This is a genomic window from Vibrio scophthalmi (assembly GCF_040869025.1).
Classification (GTDB): Bacteria; Pseudomonadota; Gammaproteobacteria; order Enterobacterales; family Vibrionaceae; genus Vibrio; species Vibrio scophthalmi.
The window spans coordinates 1,640,921-1,660,778 of the sequence record NZ_CP134271.1; the positions used below are offsets into that span (position 1 = coordinate 1,640,921).

Genomic DNA, 19,858 nt, shown 5'->3' on the forward strand with positions numbered 1-19,858 from the left:
GGAAATGGCGGCATTTGCTGAGTTCAGTAGAATAGTGCTAACTATTGGGGCTGATCTTTTTCTAGCGTTATTTTATTTAGGTAATAATTGCCTTGTTGCTCTTACCGTCTCACTCTAGAGACAAGTGATCGCCTAAAATCCTTTTTGGGAGTGTCACCGAAATGTCCCAATAGGTCTAAACTTAAGACTATTGGGGCATTTTTATTATAAGTCAAATGTGAGCGTTGTATGATACTTTAAACATGGGCTGGCTTTGTCTGTGAGTGTTACTGCAGCGCTCTCTTAATTATTTTTCTACCCCTATAAATTCCACTCAATAGGAATCTTTTTATGCAACGTCTTAATTTTATTTGGCAACTGTCTCGCTTACATAAGCGAGTGGTAAGTGTCATTATTGATACTTTTCTCATTTTATTTGCTTTGCATATTGCGCTGTGGACACGGTTGGGTGATGTGAAGTTTTTGAGTGATGGCGATAACTTACTATTAATTGCCTTAACGGTAATATCCACGATCCTTATTTTTACCAAAGTTGGCCTGTATCGCGCTATTCTCCGCTATCTTACATTTCAAGCATTGTTTGTTGTGATGGCGGGCGCGATATTATCGGCTGTCTCTTTGTCGGTTTTTTCTTATTATCTACAAGAATCAATTCCTCGTACAGTTCCTATTATCTATGGTGCGTATTTAGCGCTATTGTGTGGTGGCGCTCGGCTTGTGGTTCGTAACCTCGTGGCCACGATGTCGCCATCAAAAGACTCACGCCAAGAAGTGTTGATTTACGGTGCGGGTTCAGGTGGTCGTCAATTAGCGGTTGCACTACGCGCCTCTGAAAATTACCGCGTTCGCGCCTTTATTGATGAAGATAACACGCTCACCAACACGATGATTCTTGGCCTACCTGTCGTTGATTTAAATAAGACCCAAGCGCTAATTGCCAAATACGAGATCGTTAAAATCTTGCTCGCGATCCCAAGTGCATCGCGTGCTCGCCGTAAGCAAATTTTGGATTTATTGGCGCCGCTCCCGGTTGAAATTCAGACGGTCCCCGATATGGCCGATATTGTGTCTGGCAAGGCTAAAATCGATGAGCTGACCGATGTGCCTATTGAAGATCTATTGGGGCGCGATGCAGTTGCACCTCAGCAAGCCTTGATGGAAGCCAACATTAAAGACAAAGTGGTAATGGTGACAGGCGCCGGGGGATCAATTGGTTCAGAACTTTGTCGTCAGATCTTAAAGCAGAAACCTAAAACGCTCGTTTTATTTGAGTTGTCTGAATTTGGTTTGTACAGCATTGAACGTGAGCTCTCTTTACTAAAGGAGGCGGAAGGCGCCGAGGTTGAGATCATCCCACTTTTGGGTTCTGTTCAGCGCTCACATCGTTTGTTAACGGCGATGCAGTCATTTCAAGTTCAAACAGTATATCACGCTGCAGCATACAAACATGTCCCGTTAGTCGAATACAACGTAGTTGAAGGTGTGCGTAACAATATTTATGGCACTTACTACACGGCGAAAGCGGCTGTCGAAGCGGGCGTTGAGTCGTTTGTATTAATTTCTACCGATAAAGCAGTGCGCCCAACCAATGTTATGGGAACAACGAAGCGTATGGCTGAACTCGGTTTGCAAGCGCTCGCTGAGCAAGAGAATCAAAAAGAAAATGGAACTCGTTTTTGTATGGTTCGCTTTGGTAACGTGCTTGGTTCATCTGGCTCTGTGATCCCTCTATTCAAAAAGCAAATTAAAGCCGGTGGGCCATTAACCGTTACCCATCCAGATATTACCCGCTTTTTCATGACAATCCCTGAAGCGGCGCAACTTGTTATCCAAGCTGGCGCCATGGGGAAAGGAGGGGATGTCTTTGTTCTTGATATGGGTGAGTCAGTGAAAATTACCGATCTGGCTGAAAACCTCATTCGGTTATCTGGTTTGTCAGTTAAAAATGAAGAAAACCCTCATGGCGAAATCGAAATTCAATTCTCGGGGCTTCGTCCCGGAGAGAAGTTGTATGAAGAGTTATTGATTGGCGATAACGTCGGCCAAACGGCCCACGAGCGGATCATGACAGCTCAGGAAGTGTTCTTATCTCTTGAGGAATACAACACATTACTCGAAACCTTAGATTTTGCGTGTCATAACCTTGATCATGAGAATATTCGCCAACTTTTATTAGAAGCGCCAACGGGATTCCAACCCACCGATGGGATCGGAGACTTGGTGTGGAATGTGGCGAAATCAGCGGAAATCACATTGGTTGAAAAATAGAGTTAAACAATGGCTTGCAGTAAGTTCACTATTTAACTTTGTGCGTTCTCAAGCTTCACGCACTTCTTCTTATTTCGGAAAAAGACTAACACAATGAATATATTGGTGACGGGCGGGATGGGCTATATCGGTAGCCATACCTGTATACAAATGATTGAAGCGGGCTTAACCCCAATCATTTTAGATAATTTGTACAATAGTAAAGACGTGGTACTGGATCGCATTGAAGCTTTGGTTGGGGTAAAACCGAAGTTTTACCATGGTGATATTCGTGATCCGGAAATATTACACACCATTTTTACAGATCAAAAAATTGACAGTGTGATCCACTTCGCGGGTTTAAAAGCGGTGGGAGAGTCAGTTGAAAAACCAATCATGTATTATGACAATAATGTGTCGGGTACCTTGGTTTTAGTTGAAGCGATGTGTAAAGCGGGTGTGAGCAGCATTGTGTTTAGCTCGTCAGCCACGGTGTATGGTGATCCAGCATCGACACCCATCCGTGAAGATTTCCCTACATCCGCAACCAATCCTTATGGGCGTAGTAAGTTGATGGTAGAAGAATGCCTCACAGATATTCAAAAAGCACATCCCGATATGAGCGTAACGTTATTGCGCTATTTTAATCCGGTTGGCGCTCATAAATCCGGTACGATGGGCGAGGACCCACAAGGCATTCCTAATAATTTGATGCCGTTTATTTCTCAAGTGGCGGTGGGGCGTCGTGAGTTCTTATCGGTTTTTGGTGATGATTATCCAACTGTTGATGGTACGGGTGTTCGTGACTATATTCACGTCGTCGATTTGGCTGATGGGCACTTAGCTGCACTAAAATACAAAGGCCAACAAGCGGGTTTGCACATTTATAACTTGGGAACAGGTAATGGTAATAGCGTGCTTCAAATGGTGTCAGCATTTGAGAAGGCATCTGGTGTTTCTGTGCCATACCAAATTGTGCCGCGTCGCCCTGGAGATATTGCCGAGTGTTGGGCTGATCCTCAAAAGGCACGTGACGAGTTGAAATGGGAAGCAAAGTTATCACTTGATGATATGACAGAAGACTCATGGCGTTGGCAATCGAATAATCCGCAAGGGTATTAATTAACGAGATCTGCGTGAGTTTGGGTTAGACGCATTAGGGTTAGTACTATCAAACAAATATGACACTCAAAAATACCGTAAATTTTTCACGGTATTTTTGTTTGTCATCATGTCAATTCTATTGACTTAGCGAGTCGTGCAATCAGGTTTTCTCAGTTCGCATTGTGCTTTGTTGGTTGCTTGAACCAAGGTAAAGGTAATTGAAAGTATCGTTCCTTTTCGATATGAAAGCAGCGAGGCTGATTTGCTTCTACATAACAGTCACACTGTTTTAATGCTGGTTTATAAACAACGATCATAGTATTGCTGTAACTGACTTTTACGGCTTGGTATTTACGATATTCATAAAGCGAAAAGCAGATTTTCCGACACATGGCGATATGTCTCTCCCATATTTCAATCCAGCTTATGCTACCTTTTAATCTCACCTTGACGGCGTAATATTTGATCAAAGGCATTTCAGGGAAACGGTCATGAAGATAGATATCCTCCAAGCTTGTCGAAGCATCCTCGATCAAGGTGTTTGCATAATTTTCAAGAGAATGCCGAAGCTCATCATCTAAAATATAGGACTCATAGAATCCTTTTGCGACTTTCTCTATTGCTTGCTGCACTTCAAGTGAAGTAGGAATCTCTGCAGACTCATTTTTGAGTAGCTGATAAACGCGAGGATTTTGAGCGCCTAACGCAAAAGCGGCGAGTTGCCGCGTATCATTGAGGCATTGATAAAAATGTTCGGGTTTTGCAAAGGTAAAGAGAGTCATGACCATACTCCCGACATCAGTTCATCAAAGTTTGAACCATCGGTTCTAGAAGCATTCGCAACATAAGGAGCATAAGTATCAAAGAGCAGTCGAGTGTCACTGTGACCGAGCATGTGTGAGATATACAGTGGGTTTTCATGCGCTGCGATGTGTAGTACTGCTGCCGTATGGCGAGTTTCATAAGGGCGTCTTAATGTTAAATTCGCTTTTTTGAGTGTGGGATACCAGACATGTCGACTGATCCATTGAGTAGATAAGCCAATGCCGGTGGGTGATGGGAAAACAAACTCTGAATTTGTTGTTGCCGATGCTTTTATTCGTATAAAAGTATCAAATAAATTGTCGGTCATTTTTAGATTACGTCGTGATTTCGGTGTTTTCACATCGCAGATCTCTCCATTGACAAAGTTTTGGCGAATACGGATCAGGCGATGCTTGAAGTCGATATGTTTCCAGTGAAGTCCGTGTACTTCACAGCTGCGCATCCCCGTCCAAAAGCGGATCAAAAAATAATCGCGCCATTTCTCATCGACATGCGCCAAAAATTGCATTACCTCTTCCTTGGTCAGAGGATTAGAGTCTGCCTTTTCTTCTTTAAGGGATTTGTAACGTCGAAAGGGATACTTAAAGTCATGCTCTTCGGCGGCAAGACTGATAATGGCGATCAGTGGCCATAAAATATTATTGATACGTTTGTTGGTGAGTTTGCGCTCACCATTGGCCTTACGAGTTTCTTGCAGCATTTGACGAAAAAACTCCACTTGGGATAGGGACACTTCAGAGACTAAGGTATTGCCAAAGTGGGGAGTGAGGTAGTGATCGAGCGTGTTTCGGACCACGCTTTGGTAGCTCCTTTTCCAATTGCCTTTTTGGCGCTCATACCACTGGCTCGCAAAGTCGTTGAAAAAAGGATAAAGACGGTCGGGGCATTTATCTCGCTGCAAGGACTCAAACAGGTCGACTTTTTTACTGTGTGGGAAGTAGTCTCGGTATTGAAAAGTGCCAAGATCAATCTCGGCGTTCATTTGTTTGAGCGTGGCTTGAGCCTGCTTTAAATTTTTCGGGGTGGCCATTTGTTTACTGCCTTCGCGAAAGCGTTGGCCATATAAATGAAGATCGAACTGAATGCGCCCATTAGGACGTACGCGAATATGTGCCATCGTGGCCTCCATGGATCTCAGATCTTAAATAGATCTGTTCCTCACCAATGGAATTCGCTAGAATCGAGCCATCGGCTGGGGTGGTTTAAACGTCGCGCAGCCGGTACGGGGTAGGGAGGTTGCCGCCTTCCTATCCCAACTGCATATTTACTCTTTTCAAACTTGGGTGTGTATCACGGCTTTATTGCCCAATGAACCTTTCACCCTGCTTGTATAAAGTTCCACCACTTAACTTAGACTCATACTGTTTTAATGTCCAGTTTTTGTGCGAATTTTCTGTGCGGTTATCTCTGCACCGCTTCGCTTTTTAAAACATCGACTCTAAATCTAAGGTGTGGTTTTCTCCTGCTTTTTCCCGCTTAACCAAGCCTTTGTCTTTTTTATAATCTTCCAGCGCGATATTGATCTCTCGAATTTTCTGCGCATTGTTAATGAGTTCGACAGCAAGGGATTGTGTCGGGAGATCTTTTCTGGCCTCGTCAAAGAAACCCATATACGTTTCGAGACGGTCGTTTTTATAGAGGGTGACTTTCATCTCTTTCATTTCGGTGAAGTTCGAAATTTTCAGGTCGAGAAACGGTTTTAAATGAATCTGTACAATGATTTGATCGTAGCCTGACATGGATAAGTTGGACACCAAAATGGGTTTGGTGTGCGTTTCTTTTTCAACTTGCGCGACTAAGAACGAGTCCTCTTTTTGAATCACAAAATACGCAACGTCTTGAGAGCGAACATCAAGGTAGCTGCGCAAAGCTCTAACTTCAGCCTTGAACGGAGAGATGTCAACGGTAAAGGTGGACAATACGTCAAGTGTATCGGCCATTTTTTGCTTAAATTCATCAAGCCCTTCAAGCGACAGTGCCGAGCATTGTTCGGATGTTTTGATGATCAGTCGATCGTTTTCTTGGCGGATCAGGATGTCCTTATCTGCGGTGTTTTCGATCATGTGCCCAAGCATTTCAACACCCTGTTCAGAGGAAATAAACGAATGACCGAGATCGATGCTAAGGTTGGTTTTGCTCGTTGCAATCTTACCTTGGCGCATGATTTTGAGTTTTTTCGTCTCCGGCTCAAATTCAATCATTTGGAAAGGGGAATGCGGCTTTATCTCATGGAGAAGACTTTGACAGGTGGATTTGCTGATCGTTTGATAGTCACGTTGAACATCTGAATTAATAAACTGAAGGTGCAGATCAAGCGGATCTCGCGTCTTAATTTGGCGACGACAAGCACGAGCTAGGATGGCATCGACGTCATTTTTTTTGTTAAGAAGAGAGACCGCTTTGGTGTCGTAGATAATGATAGAAGGAGTGGTGTCTTTTAAATGACCGTCAATGTGGAGAGTAACGAAGTCCTCTTTCATTAGGTTTTTAAGCTCGATGGCAGATTCAAGCCAGTTTTGAAAGATATCACCCGACAATGAAAATGAGCGTAGCGCCTTGTTCGCTTTGATGCCGTCATTGAGATCTAAGGCAATGAGTGAATATTCAGGCGTATGCCCACCAACGATGTTGCATTGGTTTTTCTCAAAGTCAAAACAGAAGCTGACACAAAAGTCGTCGCTATTTTTGATGAGTTGACATTGCATGCGCTGTAAGCTTTTTTGGGCGACTTTCGCGTTAATATGAAGTGGGACGGTCTTTTTTTTCATTCAATTTCCTTTATTAACAGAGGGTGTCGTCATTGACACTGAACGGCGTTTGGTTTCTCTATGTCATTCATGACTCTTGCTGTGTGTGAGTCTGAAAATAGGCCAGATACTCATAGATATAATGCACCGTTTGCGGTGCCAGTGTGATGCTCTCTCGAGGGGAGAGTGTGATATGAAGCTCTGTACTTCCTTGGTCTTTCTTCGTGATAAGGATCGTGTCTTTTTCATCGGCAAAGCGTTCATGGATGTTTTTCTTTTGTCGCGTCGGGTCTGTCTTTTCATTCACCATAAGGTTAAAGGTCGAGTGAAAAAACTGAAGCTCGGATACTTTAAAGGCCTCTCGAAAAAGGGTGCCATCCTTTTGGTTTGTCGACATTTTGATTAAAATATGCGGCTCTCCATCAGCGTCAATCAGCTCCATATTTTTCACTTTACCTATGGCTTTCTCCCATTTTTTGCGCGAAACCTCAGGCTTATGCTTGTTGGAGTAAGCCCAAATGGTGCTGATGTCTGAAATGAGGAAGCGGTCTTTATTGTGATTGAACTGCTGGCAAAAAAGCGTCTTAAGTAAACTGTGTTGAATACTCGGAAAAGGGCGACAATCCGGTTGATTTGCACGTAACGCCTTATCGGATAGCTCCGTAAGCAGCGTCGTTAAGTGCGATGTTGTTACGGTGTTAGGTTGGCCCTTGGGCTTTGGAGGGAACAAGTGGTTGCGAAGCGCCTCTTCGGAGAATAACAGTGGGTAATGCTTCTTTTCTTCTGTTGAAAGCTGCGCGTATTGCGCGTCTAACTTTGCGATGCGTCGAGAGAGATCGTTCGATCCTTTCTTCAATCCCAAGAGCCAGCAGAGCTGTGCTCGAGTGTAGTGTCTGTCTTCTTTTTGATTGCCGGCTTTGCGATAAAACGGGTAGAGCCAATCCATGCCGTGGACATAGTACTTACGTGTTGTGGCGTAGTGTTTGTGCCCGATTTCTCGAATGAGCTCTTCAAACAACACATTATCATTAAGACTAAGCGTGTCTTGCTGTTCTAACCAATGTTGAAATTGTGCTTTCAATACCTCTTGGGTCATCAAAGCATGCAGTTTGGGCGGTAATCCCATATCGACATCAACGACATAGCTGATGAAATGCAGGCTTTGTAGAAGAGAAACAAAGGCGCCTGAATGCCTTAAATGATGAAAGCGGGCATCTTCACCACAAACTGCTTTAATCGCTTTGGTGGCGGGTAATAAGTAATGCAGCTGTCTGGATGTCGTGCTTTCATTTTCAAAACCAATGAGTGGCATCTGTGGGGAACGGCTGGTAATGCGCGCGCGAGCGGGCAATTTTGGTTTGAGCTTGATGCACATACGAATGAGCGTGGCAAACTCAGGGGGAAGGTATACGTGCACCCATCGTGATTGTCTGCTTTTCGTTTTGCCTTCCTTTGTCTGGGTTATATGCAGCTTAAAGTATTGATTTTTATCTTGATCATTATTCGTGAAGGCTTTTCTGTCGAGCCAAATATCTTTAATTCTCAGTCGTATTATCTCACCGCGTCTGAGTTTGCCAAAATACGCAAGAATGACCGCCGATGCGCTGAATAAGCGTTGCAAGAAATGCCCTTTTGTATTGCTGACTAAGGCATGAACAATCTGGTGTAACGCGTCAATAGAGATGAAATTGGCGTCCACATTGATGGGTACTGTGGGGTTGTGCAGTTCGTTTAAATTGATGTGGTCAGTTAAATCTTGCGTCGTTAAAAATTCAAAAAAACGACGGAGTTTTTGTTGTGAACTGGGCGTGGTGAGCTTGGCATACGTGCAGTGTGCCCAAGCCATGAGTTCATCATAGTTTTGACTGGACTCAAAGCTTAATGGGAACGGCTCGAGTATCTTCTTTAATCCTGAATATTGACCCAGCGTACTGTCGCCGAGATTTTTAACCCGCTTACCTCCGAACAAAATAAGATTTTTCACAAAAAGGGCAGCAAGTTGAGGCAAGACATTGTGTACTTGCCATTTCGTCACTTCGTAGTTTGTTGGCTTCGTTCCGTTTCTCTTAAAGTCATTGAACAGCGTCTGGTGAGGCCACGGTTCTTTTTTGCCTGTCTCGATTTTTTCATACCACTTGTCATCCCAATTTTGTGTATAAATATCATCGATCTGTTTTTTTTGATTGGGAATGTAAGGGCTTTGTAGCTCATAGGCCACATGTCTGGTCGGGTAAGCGATGTCTTTTAAGAGCGTTGGTACCACGTCATCGCGGTAATACCAGACGGCTTGAAAGAGAAAGTGCAATTGTCTCTTGGAACAAAGATGGGGGGATGATCCCATTATAGAAGATGTCTCAGCAAATATGATCAGTTGCACAGTGAAGGCATGAAGCCGGTCTCTGAACGGATTAAGCCCCATTGAGGCATGAGAAAGCGTGACCGCCTTTTGTTCATAAAAGGTAGTTAAGGCGCGATAAACTGAGAGCGGTAAGTGGTAGCGAGTAAACGACGCGTCATCGGCTTCTTTATCTGGCCGGCCTTTACTTTGGCGGCCTTGGATGTGTATTAGGCGCAGATAAAGACGGTTATCGACGATTTCAATACATTCTGGCGACGTAAGTATGTGATGGAGATAGTCGATGGGCAAAGGGGCCACTTCTAGCGCGACGATTAACGCGACCTGTTCTTGGCTAAGCGGAGTTCTCTTTTGATAAAAGGTCTCTAAAAACGTGTTGTACCCTTGAAGAAGGCGATAGGCCGCATGCGCATGAGACGTGATGTTTTCAAAGAGTTTGGCGTCGTAGTCGACTAGTCTTTTTTCTTCTGTTTTCGGTATTTCCCACCCAAGCGCATGGTGCAGGTACAGTAAGATGGCGGTCAATGCGTTTTGGTAATTCGATTTGAGTCTTGCCGGTTGGTGTGTCCATTGTTGTCTGATGTCACTTAACGTGGTTTCCGTGACTTGACGGCGAGCTTCTTGAGTGTTTGGCCAACGGTGTAACACCCACTCTATGGCGTCTTCTGATGGCGTTAGTGCATAGTTTTGCTGCGTGTAATGCACAATGTGCTGGATAGAGAGCGCATGCAAGAACGAAGCAGAAGCTTGGATGTCGGCTTTATCGTCTTTATGGCTGGTTGAAGGCGCGCTGCTCGCTGAGTTATCTGACATAGCTCACCTTTTGTAAGTTAAAGTTCGAGGCAATGCGATTGACGTGTTGAACGAGCTGTTGACGATGCAGGGGGAAGATATGGTCATTGCCGATATTTTCACCAATATTCGCGTGCCCCATCAGTCTATCGATTTGAGCGTTACTCAAAGAAGAGGGGGTAACATGTTCGAGTGCAAATTGAGCAAAAGTATGTCGTATCGAGTAGGCCACAAAGGTCGCCTCTCGTTGTTTTAAAAACTGGCGTAAGAGACTGGCAGAGACCGTTTGCGCCTTTTGATTGTCATCGATCAGGTACCACAATACGTCTTTCTCTAACTGGAAAGCCTGCGCGGGTAAACGCGATATGACCCTCTGTTGTAATCGCTGATATTGATGAATTTGCTCAGAAAGGTACTCATTGATGAAGATTTCACGATAATGCCCCTTATCGTACACACTCGCTTTTTTCCCGGGAAAGTAACGCCGAGGCTCAATACTGATATGGTGGGTGGGGCGTACGCCAGTACAGATCAAAAAGCATAATGTGAGGTGATAGGTGCATAAGTTGTAATAGGAGATGAGCGCCTCGAGAGAGTTGTCTTCCTCAATCAGTATGGCGTGTGAATGGATATCACTCTCCAGTTGGCGAAAAAAGCTCGCTAAAGTCACCACATCTACGTTACGCCGGCTGCCGATCAATAGGGGTGTTTGCGCCGAACTTGGCTTGGATTCGCCGTCGTGATAGTGAAGTTGTTCAATGCTATGAGCTTTAAATACCGTAGGGATTTTTTGTATTAAGGTGGTATCCACCAAGTAGACGCTTTCTATCTCAGAGCGATTTTTTGTGCGCCTCTCTACGGTGAATTTCTCTTTAAGATTTAATGCTCGGATCTCAAAAATTAAGCGTTCTAGATAGCGTTCATGCGCTCGAAATATTTTTGCTCGTATTCGGTCACTGGATTCTTGTTGGTAAGACCGAGCATGGTCGTGATGAACTCGATGATGCTGATGAGTCAGCACATATCGAGACAGTGCGGAGAGGCGATTGTCATTTTGAATACAGATATTGAAATAGTTAATGAGGTTATCTTTTCGGCCCACGGACTGCTCTAACTCATCCAATCCATGTTGTTTCCAACGTTTCTCAATCATCGTTTTGAGTTCGCCTTTTTCGTTTGAGCTTAAAAAAGGACGTTCGTAGCCGCGTAAGGAAATAAACCGCTGAAAAAAGGGATTGAGACGAGAGGGGATAGGTTGCCATAAATAGACGATGCGGTTTTTGACTGGGTAAGCGACAGCGTATTCAACCCAAGAAGTGGATTCGTACATGACGGTTCGAAACGCATTTTTTTGACACGTTTTGTAAGCCTGTTGGCGGAAAAGATCGGGCAGTGTGTAGTCTGAAATTTTAGCACTATTGTCTTGTTTTCTTAACGAGGCCAATTCGCCCGTGAGCCATAGATAAATGAACACAAAAAAGAATTTTTCTCGTTTTCGGATCGGGAGTCGGCTGCGATTTAAATTTTTGAAAATTCGGGCAAGGGAAGTGACTGAGAGCTTGGCATCAGGGTAAGGGGCGCCACTTTGTTTGTTTCGATTTTTTCTTTTTTCGTTCGCAATATAACCCAAAGCGTCCCCTCAGATTGATCTTAGAGTGAAGTGTTGTTTAATTAATGAACTGATATTTATAATAAAATCAAGAGTGATTTGTGAGGTCAAGAGAAAGAAAGGCGGTCGCCATTGTTTGTGCGGTAAATGTGAACTGACATCCAGAAAAAGTGAATCGCGTAGCATCGGCCTGCTGAATGACACTGACAATATGGCATAATCAGTCAAAGACACGCCTGAACTAAGGTGAAGCGTCTCAAACCAGCACCGTGACTTGGCTAAAGTATATATCGAAGATAACTATATCCAATACAGAGAGAGTGGGGGCGTTATCTAGCTTCTTTTGTGGCTTTTGCTTCCATTACCACACTTGCTATATTTCCATCTATATTTAATCATGTCAGATTATTCATCAGTCAGTTAAAGTCGTGGAGGTGGGATGAAAGAGCAAGTTAAAAAACTCATTGAAGAGATCAATAGAATTCACAAAGAGTTTTCAGAGTCTTGCTTTGATCAGGGGGTGTTTGAGCAAGTGAAGCTATCTAGGACAATCTCGAACGTTCCTGCCTCTCATATCTATAAATACCGCTTAGTGCTTCATGAAAGCATCAATGACTATCTCATGACCTCCCATATTGAGTTGAAATACTTTTATCGAGTAAAAACAAGAGAAAGTATCGACGATAAAATTGCGCGTTATAGTGAGCGCGACAATCAGTATCCGGTGAACAATTGGCTCAATGATATTTTTGGGGCAAGGATTATATTAACCAAGTCCGAGATCGCAGAAGTGATGGAAGAGCTGGATAACTGGCAAGATGAACTTGGTTTGAAAAACTGGTATTTGCGCGATAAGGAAGGCTATAAAGGACTTCACATCTATTTTAAAAATAGAAGTAACTTTTACTTTCCGTGGGAACTTCAAATTTGGGATAAAGAAGATTTGAGGTCGAATGTCGAAAACCATGAGAAGTTTAAGCGAAGCTTTATTTAAGATTTATCACGGCTATACTACAAGAGCCATGTGTTTCGTTGTAAACACTCGATGTTCAAAGCAACTCAATCATGTACAAATAAACAATATTAAGTACGCGAGGGTGCTATGAAAACAAGTACCATTTATGCAGAAAAAGCAGTGTCATCAAGCGAAGCTAGAAAGCACTTTAAAGATTGCTTATCAGGGGAGCCTGTCGTCGTTTTATCGAACAATGAGCCTGCTGGTTATATGATGAGCGCAACTTTTTTTGAAGGACTTATGAAAGCTTTAGAAGGCAAGAATGTTGACTCTGCTTCATTGTTTAGACCAATGAGTGCTCGCTTAGCAGTCATTGCTCACCTGAATGCTCAAGCATTAACAGAACTTGATGAGAATACTTTGGGTGAGTTTCAAGAGTGAGTAGGTCATTAAATATTCGAGTTTTTAAGCATAAGATCTGAATTGATGCACTTACTGAAAGTGAGCTTCTTTCATGTCGATACCAATTTATCCATTTATGGCTAAATGATTCATGAAGCTTGTAGTGCGTAAGCTATCGATATTGCTGAGAGTATTCTTAAATGCACCTGTTGATGGGGTAAAGAGACATCAACGAGCTTAAGTTTTGGTTTACAGAGGAGGAAAAAACATGAATACGACCATTGAAAAAGTGGAAGGTTTAAGCAGTCAACAGTAGGGATTGCTGTGTTGGTCATGACTCATTGCGGGCGGAAAAAGCATTTTGATTTTCACTCCTGGTTTTGTAGCGATGTCAGAGCGGTGAGTGCTAGGTCATTAAAGGGGATATACTTGTTTGGGTATTGTACCAGTGGTCATCAACCGAGCTTCAACAAACCATGCTGATTCCAAGTTTTAATCATCGTTGTAGATGGTTCTTATTATATTGTTGACTGCTAACCGATTCTGATAACTATCCAAGTACAGAAAATTACTTTACTTGTCATTCAGTCTTGATGATGCAGATCAGGTTGCGCAACACCTTAATTCTGTTCAATCAACGAGGTTGTTTTCTTGCGCATATTGAGCATACAAAATATCTGCAAAATCGGTTTCCGAGATACCTGCGAGCACTAGGTCTCGAACGGCATCAGCCAACAACTCGTTATCGCTGGTCAACTCATAGTCGTTTAGAGATAAGTACTCAAGAGCCACCATTAATCCAGTTCGTTTATTTGCATCCGGAAGCGCATGGGCTACCGCAATACTAGCCGTATATTTTGCAGCAATCTCAAAAATATCGTCTAAACCATCATAGACAATAGCATTATCAATCCTACCTAAAGCGCCTTGCAATTTAGGAATATCGACGGCCCCATTCATACCAGGCTCAGTATCGAGTATGAATGTATTGATTTCTATGACTCGCTCGAATGGAAAACAAATAATGTCCATTACATATGAGCCAGTTTTTCAAACGTTTTCCGGTGGGTTCTCAATGCTAATTTGGACTCGGATTTAACAATTTGTTGTCCGTAAATTCCTGATAAATCGAGTTTTTTTGTGGCTTTAATCCTGGGCCTTTCAACCGCGCCCACACCATAAGATTCCATTTTCTTATTCATCGACCTTCACCTCTAAAATAACCATTTAAAATCTATTATACTATTAACCCACCCAAAAAACATAACGTCGTGTGAGGTGGCGAGGCAACGCTATGACTGCGCTGTCAACAAAACGTCTTCTAAACTGAACATGCTACCCGTGTCAAGCGAGTACAAGCCATAATCTTGTGATCATCGCTATTACCCTTAACACCTATAACATCTCCCTCTGTCTGGTACAGAGCCAGCAGAAAAACGGTGATCAGTTCACTTTATGATAGTGATCTCCCCATCATCTTGTCACGATTAAGAGCGCTGGTGAGGTATTCGACGCTTTGGCAGTATGCGCACGTGCATCGTACTGGGCGAGATATCAAAATAGCCCCTGTTTTAGCCCATATTGGGTGTCACTTCATATCGAATATCAAACGAAAAAGGAACGATGCAAGGGGTGTACTTGGCGCTCTCATTGAGCCCCTTTTTCATGGCGTCGGTACAAGTCGGTTGCCATGGTCACTGCGATGCACACTGTCTCAAAGGGTCCTCAATCGCCACGATTGTGTCTCAGGGTGAAACGTTCATCTCTGCAAAATTTTGATTTTAATTGGGTTTTCGGGCTGAGTGAAAATGGCCCTAAGGCGCTACGGCGCTACGGCATTATATATTGGTCGCTCCGCGCCGATTATTTTCATTCGCAATAATCGTCCAAACAATTATTCCACTGCCTACTCAAGTGTTCAAAGTGAACGAATAATAAAGCGGTCATATATAATTGAGACTTCTGCTTACTTTGTAACACACCTCGCCTTGCTGTCTTACGCTAATCCATGCATAATTTGTCAAGTTTTATGATTGTTTAGACGATGTGTGAACGATGGATAATGATTATTGTGATATCGGTCTCACTTGAACAATTTGCGAAGGCGGTTTCACGCACAATGCCGCGCAGCAATCGTGTGGAAAATAAATATATTAAACATAAACTGGCGATGTATTTGGTGCACGTAACCATGCCCTTACCATGGCGAGTTTATATTGCGGGAATCTTTACGTGAAAAATAAACAACACTGCTTAAGCGTACTTGGCGTATTAAGTATAGGCTTATGTGCGCTTCCAGCATCCGCTAACTTCTACGCGGGGGCCTTGGCAAGCTATTCTAATGCCGAATTTAAGTCCTCCTCGGTTGCGAATGCTAATGTATCCGAAGGCTCTCCGATTCTATTGCAAGCACAAGCCGGGTATTTTTTTAATGATTACCTAGGTCTTGAGGCGCGTTACGGCACATCAGTGCAGCGTGATAGCGGCCTTGCGGTCGATAGCCTGGCGAGTGCGTATGTGAAAGTCAACATGCCAGTCAGCTCTCGCGTTGCGATCTATGGTTTGGCGGGGTATACCTCGGTGGAAATGAATCAAACCAACTTTGCGTCTGAAAAGGAGCAAGGTTTTAGTTTTGGTCTTGGTATGCATTATGCCCTTGATACCAAAAACGCCGTGGTGTTTGAGTTTGTGGATAGTGGTTCGGAAGATAACATCCGCCTCAACACGATGACGATCGGATTCCAACATCGTTTTTAATTTAAAAGATAATTGCTTTTAAATGTCACCTTTATTTTATAGTGAATGACCATGCTTAAAGGATATTTCTCCATTGCTGCCTATGTGGTGGCAAGCTTGTTTGTGCCGGCTGCGTTGGCGCAAAACCCTACTCCAGAACAGATTCAAATGTTTCAGAGTTTACCTCCCGCTCAACAACAAGCATTGGCGAGTAAGTATGGCATTTCTTTGCCTTCGGCATCTTCTCAATCAGTGGCTTATCAAACACCGGATGTCATCGAGCCTCGACCTGAAACGAATAAAATCGGCAATGCTCAGCAGGGTGATCACCAAGCTTCTCTAACAGAGGGTGAGTTAAAGCGTTTTGGTTTAGAGTTGTTTGCCGGATCGCCAACCACCTTTGCGCCGATCAGCGATGTACCGGTTCCGGCCGATTACACCGTGGGCGCCGGTGATGAAATTGTGATCCAGCTTTTTGGTAAAGAGAACATCACGCACCGCTTGCGCGTGAACCGAGCAGGGCTGATTAATTTTCCTTCTCTGGGGCCGGTTCAAGTCGCAGGAATGACCTTCTCTGATGTGCGTGATTCGCTGAACCAACGTGTTAAAGAGCAGATGATTGGTGTGCGCAGTGATATTTCACTGGGTGAAATGCGCACCATGCAAGTCTTTGTGATGGGCGGCGCTTATAAGCCTGGCTCGTACACTGTGAGTGCACTCACCACCATTTCTCAAGCGATATACTACAGCGGTGGTTTTTCTGAGAGTGGTGCATTGCGTGATATCCAGTTAAAGCGCAATGGTCAGGTGATCCGCAAGCTTGATATGTATGACTTATTGCTCAAAGGCGATGCGCGTAATGACGTTCGCTTACTACCTGGCGATGTTGTTTTCATTGGTGCGGTAGGCAATACCATCTCAATTGATGGCGAAGTGAATCGACCTGCGATTTATGAAATCAAATCGAATGAAACGTATAAGCAAGCGATTAACATGGCGGGCGGTTTTACCGCGAATGCATACAGTGACCAAGTGGAAGTTAAGCGCTACGCGACCAGCAACAATCGTGATGCACTGACACTGAATTTTTCTCAATCGAGTGATCAGCAGAGTCGTGTGAAAAATGGCGATGTGGTTAACGTGACGGCGAAAAGCGAACAGCTAACACGTTATGTAGACATTGATGGTGATGTTCGTCATCCTGGTTATGTTGAATGGAAGGCCGGCCTGCGCATCGCTGATTTGTTTAAATCGGTTGATACGGCGTTTAACGCAACTGCCGATGTGAGCTACGCCATTGTTGTCCGCGAGATCAATGCTCAGCGAGAGGTTGAAGTTCTACAAGTCAACCTTGCAAATGCTATCTTGTCGCCGAGTAGTGAAGATAACCTTCAACTGCATTCACGAGATCGCGTGTTGGTGTTTAACCGTTTTAGTAATAGTGATTTAGATTCACTGACAAACGATGAGATGACAAATAAAGTCAAATCATTAGAGCAAGCGCAGCAACAAGCATTTATTGAGCAAGCACAACAACAAGGTGCTGTTGCTGGTAGCGCAGCGAATCAATCACTAACACCAAAGGCAAAACTGATTTTCCAAGGCCAAGAAATTACTAGCAAGGACCTAATTTCATTAAAAAATAATACACGTCAAACGTTGCTGGCTCCTGTGTTACTGCAGTTACAGCAGCAGTCTCGTCTAGGACTGGCTCCTCAAATTGCAGATGTGTTTGGTGAAGTGAAACACCCTGGTCGCTACCCGATCACAAATCAAATGACCGTGTCCACTTTGATCGAAGCTGCTGGTGGTTTAACGTATAACGCCTATACCATCAATGCTGAATTGGCCCATAGTGTTGTCGATGCGCTTAATGAGCGCGGCTCGATAGAAGTTGAGCGCATTGACTTGCGTCAAGCCATTCAAGGCAATGCAGTAAGTGATGTAGTTATTGTGGGTCGCGATCGTTTGAATGTGCTTGAAAAGCCCAATGTAAAACTGCAAAGCACAGTAGTTCTTCAAGGTGAGGTTCGTTTCCCGGGTACCTATACGGTACGCCAAGGTGAAACGCTCATCGATTTACTTGAACGTGCGGGTGGGTTAACGGAGTTTGCTCATCCTCAAGGGGCAATTTTTACGCGTGAAGCACTGCGCCTACAAGAGCAGAAATTACTTAACCAATACGCAGCAGATATGCGAGCAGAAACGGCGAAGAAGACCTTCCGTGCCGATAGCAATATGAGCTCGGTAATTTCAGATCCGGCTAAAACACTGGCTTTTGTTGAAGAAGCCAGTAAGAGTAAAGCGCTGGGTCGAATGGTGGTGCAGCTCGATCGAATTTTGCAAGACGATAAATCTGCCGACTTTATGCTAGAAGATGGCGACTTCTTATTTGTCCCAACCTTCCGCAATACCGTCTCGATTATGGGTGAAGTCCAAGTTGCAATTACTTACTTGCTCGATAATAAGCTTGATGTGGATGATTACCTTAATAAAGCGGGTGGGGTGAAGAAACAAGCGGACGAAGGCCGTATCTTTGTTGTTCGTGCCGATGGTTCTGTTTATAAACCCAATTCAGGTTATTGGTTTGGTAATAACAGTGAGAACCTAAAAGCGGGCGACACCATCGTGGTGCCGATTGATACCGATTACCGTGATGCACTTAGCACTTGGACGGCAGCCACTCAGATCCTATATCAAACGGGTGTTGCGGTGAACGCGCTTAAATAAGACTGATTGGGTGCTAGCCATTAAAGTGACTAGCACCTAAATTACGACCACATTAACCTGATCCTCTTTCGCGTATTGTTAGCTCTTTGCTCAGCGTTGTGGATGAGGATGTTAGGATCTTGATGAATAACATGAAATCTCAAAACGAAACACATTTAAATCCGTTACCTTATCCGCCACAGAGTCAGACGGTTGCCGATGATGAAATCGACTTGCGCGAGCTTTTTTTTGCGCTTTGGAAAGGCAAGTGGATCATTATCGCTATTACTTTTGTCTTTGCATTAGGTTCGGTTTTATACGCCCTTAGTCTACCCAATGTCTATAAAGCGGATGCATTGCTCGCTCCAGCCGAAAGTTCTGGCGGTGGTGGTTTGTCGCAAATGGCGGGGCAACTTGGCGGTTTAGCGGCGCTGGCTGGTGTTAATCTTGGTGGTGGAGAGTCATCACAAACAGATTTAGCGGTGCAAGTGATGAAATCTCGCCAATTTATCGATGCTTTTATTAATAAGCACAACCTGTTGGTGCCGTTAATGGCGGCCAAAGAGTGGGATCTTGCGAGTAATAAGCTAGTTTTTGATGATGAATTGTATGATCAAAGCTCAACGCAATGGCTGCGTGAGCCGCAAGGGCTGCGTGGCGCCACTCCTAGCGCTCAAGAGGCTTTTGAGGTTTTTACTAAAGAAACGCTAAGTGTTAATCAGAGCAAAGAAAGTGGCTTATACACCATTTCTGTTCAACATTATTCGCCATATATTGCGCAGCAATGGGTTAACTGGTTAGTTGAAGACATCAACAAAGTCATGCGTGAGCGCACGATTGCTGAGACATCACAGAATCTCTCTTATTTGAATACTCAATTGCAAAAAACTGCCGTTGCCGATATGCAAAGCACTTTTTATAAGCTTATCGAAGAGCAGACCAAAAGCCTGATGTTGGCAGAAGTACAAGAAGAGTTTGTGTTTAAAACTGTGGATCCTGCGGTAGTGCCTGAGATTAAAAGTGGACCTAAACGTGCACTGATTTGTGTGTTAGGTACGCTACTGGGCGGCATGCTGGGTGTAGCGATCGTTTTGGTTCGATTCGCGTTTAGAAAAGAAGAGCTAGAAAGCTCAGATGAGAACTGTTAAGTATTAGATCATACTTATTTAGACTGTGCTTATTTAGAGCAATCAATATTTAGAATAAGTAATGCCGATTAAGGAATTGAGTTAATTCGATGGCCTTGAAAACCACTATTGGTGGGTGTTTAAGAGCGAATTCCTTAGTTATATACACATAAAAAGCGCCATAGCATGAAGTTTACACTTCGTGTTATGGCGCTTTTTTTATTCTCATTCTGAAGTTATCTAACCGAA

At 43.7% G+C, this 19,858-nt stretch carries 14 protein-coding genes; 7 read left to right on the top strand and 7 right to left on the bottom strand.

What is annotated here, in order from left to right; translation table 11 throughout:
• Positions 1–330: 330 nt before the first annotated feature.
• Positions 331–2,268 carry a polysaccharide biosynthesis protein gene (locus RJD38_RS07505; RefSeq protein ID WP_367971441.1) on the top strand — a complete coding sequence of 646 codons (1,938 nt, stop codon included), beginning with the start codon at positions 331–333 and terminating at the stop codon, positions 2,266–2,268.
• Between the two features lie 93 nt (positions 2,269–2,361).
• The gene (gene galE / locus RJD38_RS07510; RefSeq protein ID WP_367971144.1) at positions 2,362–3,369 is read left to right on the top strand and encodes a UDP-glucose 4-epimerase GalE; all 1,008 of its coding nucleotides are present in this window, start codon (positions 2,362–2,364) and stop codon (positions 3,367–3,369) included.
• 152 nt (positions 3,370–3,521) lie between these two features.
• Here galE and RJD38_RS07515 read toward each other — a convergent pair whose 3' ends face one another.
• From RJD38_RS07515 to RJD38_RS07535, 5 genes are all read right to left on the bottom strand, one after another.
• A complete protein-coding gene (locus RJD38_RS07515) occupies positions 3,522–4,133 on the bottom strand; it encodes a hypothetical protein (protein WP_367971145.1) in 612 nt (203 codons plus the stop codon).
• On the bottom strand, positions 4,130–5,293 hold the full coding sequence (locus tag RJD38_RS07520; RefSeq protein ID WP_367971146.1) for an Arm DNA-binding domain-containing protein: 1,164 nt from the start codon (positions 5,291–5,293) through the stop codon (positions 4,130–4,132). Before RJD38_RS07520 ends, RJD38_RS07515 begins: the two co-directional genes overlap by 4 nt.
• 307 nt (positions 5,294–5,600) lie before the next feature.
• Positions 5,601–6,944, bottom strand: coding sequence for a hypothetical protein (locus RJD38_RS07525; protein WP_367971147.1), 1,344 nt, complete (start codon positions 6,942–6,944; stop codon positions 5,601–5,603).
• A gap of 67 nt (positions 6,945–7,011) precedes the next feature.
• The gene (locus RJD38_RS07530; RefSeq protein WP_367971148.1) at positions 7,012–10,092 is read right to left on the bottom strand and encodes a hypothetical protein; all 3,081 of its coding nucleotides are present in this window, start codon (positions 10,090–10,092) and stop codon (positions 7,012–7,014) included.
• Entirely contained in the window at positions 10,082–11,545 is a 1,464-nt protein-coding gene (locus tag RJD38_RS07535; protein WP_156773131.1) for a hypothetical protein, read from the bottom strand. The genes RJD38_RS07530 and RJD38_RS07535 overlap by 11 nt, the downstream gene beginning before the upstream one ends.
• Before the next feature lie 574 nt (positions 11,546–12,119).
• On the opposite strand from RJD38_RS07535, the gene RJD38_RS07540 reads away from it, so the two are divergent.
• Positions 12,120–12,674 (top strand): GTP pyrophosphokinase, encoded by a 555-nt coding sequence (locus RJD38_RS07540; protein ID WP_065429714.1) that lies wholly within the window; start codon positions 12,120–12,122, stop codon positions 12,672–12,674.
• A 108-nt stretch (positions 12,675–12,782) separates the two neighbouring features.
• Positions 12,783–13,076, top strand: coding sequence for a hypothetical protein (locus RJD38_RS07545; RefSeq protein WP_367971149.1), 294 nt, complete (start codon positions 12,783–12,785; stop codon positions 13,074–13,076).
• Positions 13,077–13,667: 591 nt separating this feature from the next.
• Here the strand turns inward: RJD38_RS07545 and RJD38_RS07550 are convergent.
• Both RJD38_RS07550 and RJD38_RS07555 read right to left on the bottom strand, forming a co-directional pair.
• A complete protein-coding gene (locus tag RJD38_RS07550) occupies positions 13,668–14,069 on the bottom strand; it encodes a type II toxin-antitoxin system death-on-curing family toxin (RefSeq protein ID WP_367971150.1) in 402 nt (133 codons plus the stop codon).
• Complete coding sequence (locus RJD38_RS07555) at positions 14,069–14,239, bottom strand: acetyltransferase (protein ID WP_367971151.1); 171 nt, start codon at positions 14,237–14,239, stop codon at positions 14,069–14,071. The genes RJD38_RS07550 and RJD38_RS07555 overlap by 1 nt, the downstream gene beginning before the upstream one ends.
• 1,000 nt (positions 14,240–15,239) lie before the next feature.
• Between RJD38_RS07555 and RJD38_RS07560 the strand changes: the two genes are divergently transcribed.
• The 3 genes from RJD38_RS07560 to RJD38_RS07570 all read left to right on the top strand — a co-directional run bounded on the left by RJD38_RS07560 (position 15,240) and on the right by RJD38_RS07570 (position 19,630).
• Entirely contained in the window at positions 15,240–15,794 is a 555-nt protein-coding gene (locus RJD38_RS07560; protein ID WP_406852283.1) for a porin family protein, read from the top strand.
• Between the two features lie 51 nt (positions 15,795–15,845).
• Positions 15,846–18,503 carry an SLBB domain-containing protein gene (locus RJD38_RS07565; protein WP_367971153.1) on the top strand — a complete coding sequence of 886 codons (2,658 nt, stop codon included), beginning with the start codon at positions 15,846–15,848 and terminating at the stop codon, positions 18,501–18,503.
• A 131-nt stretch (positions 18,504–18,634) separates the two neighbouring features.
• Entirely contained in the window at positions 18,635–19,630 is a 996-nt protein-coding gene (locus tag RJD38_RS07570; protein ID WP_367971445.1) for a Wzz/FepE/Etk N-terminal domain-containing protein, read from the top strand.
• Positions 19,631–19,858: the final 228 nt, after the last annotated feature.

Bases quoted from the DNA above. Each gene is read 5' to 3' on its own strand.
- RJD38_RS07550 (WP_367971150.1), bottom strand. From the start codon at position 14,069: ATGGACATTATTTGTTTTCCATTCGAGCGAGTCATAGAAATCAATACA.
- RJD38_RS07525 (WP_367971147.1), bottom strand. From the start codon at position 6,944: ATGAAAAAAAAGACCGTCCCACTTCATATTAACGCGAAAGTCGCCCAA.
- RJD38_RS07540 (WP_065429714.1), top strand. From the start codon at position 12,120: ATGAAAGAGCAAGTTAAAAAACTCATTGAAGAGATCAATAGAATTCAC.
- RJD38_RS07555 (WP_367971151.1), bottom strand. From the start codon at position 14,239: ATGAATAAGAAAATGGAATCTTATGGTGTGGGCGCGGTTGAAAGGCCC.
- galE (WP_367971144.1), top strand. From the start codon at position 2,362: ATGAATATATTGGTGACGGGCGGGATGGGCTATATCGGTAGCCATACC.
- RJD38_RS07560 (WP_406852283.1), top strand. From the start codon at position 15,240: ATGGCGAGTTTATATTGCGGGAATCTTTACGTGAAAAATAAACAACAC.
- RJD38_RS07505 (WP_367971441.1), top strand. From the start codon at position 331: ATGCAACGTCTTAATTTTATTTGGCAACTGTCTCGCTTACATAAGCGA.
- RJD38_RS07515 (WP_367971145.1), bottom strand. From the start codon at position 4,133: ATGACTCTCTTTACCTTTGCAAAACCCGAACATTTTTATCAATGCCTC.
- RJD38_RS07545 (WP_367971149.1), top strand. From the start codon at position 12,783: ATGAAAACAAGTACCATTTATGCAGAAAAAGCAGTGTCATCAAGCGAA.
- RJD38_RS07565 (WP_367971153.1), top strand. From the start codon at position 15,846: ATGCTTAAAGGATATTTCTCCATTGCTGCCTATGTGGTGGCAAGCTTG.
- RJD38_RS07570 (WP_367971445.1), top strand. From the start codon at position 18,635: ATGAAATCTCAAAACGAAACACATTTAAATCCGTTACCTTATCCGCCA.
- RJD38_RS07520 (WP_367971146.1), bottom strand. From the start codon at position 5,293: ATGGCACATATTCGCGTACGTCCTAATGGGCGCATTCAGTTCGATCTT.
- RJD38_RS07530 (WP_367971148.1), bottom strand. From the start codon at position 10,092: ATGTCAGATAACTCAGCGAGCAGCGCGCCTTCAACCAGCCATAAAGAC.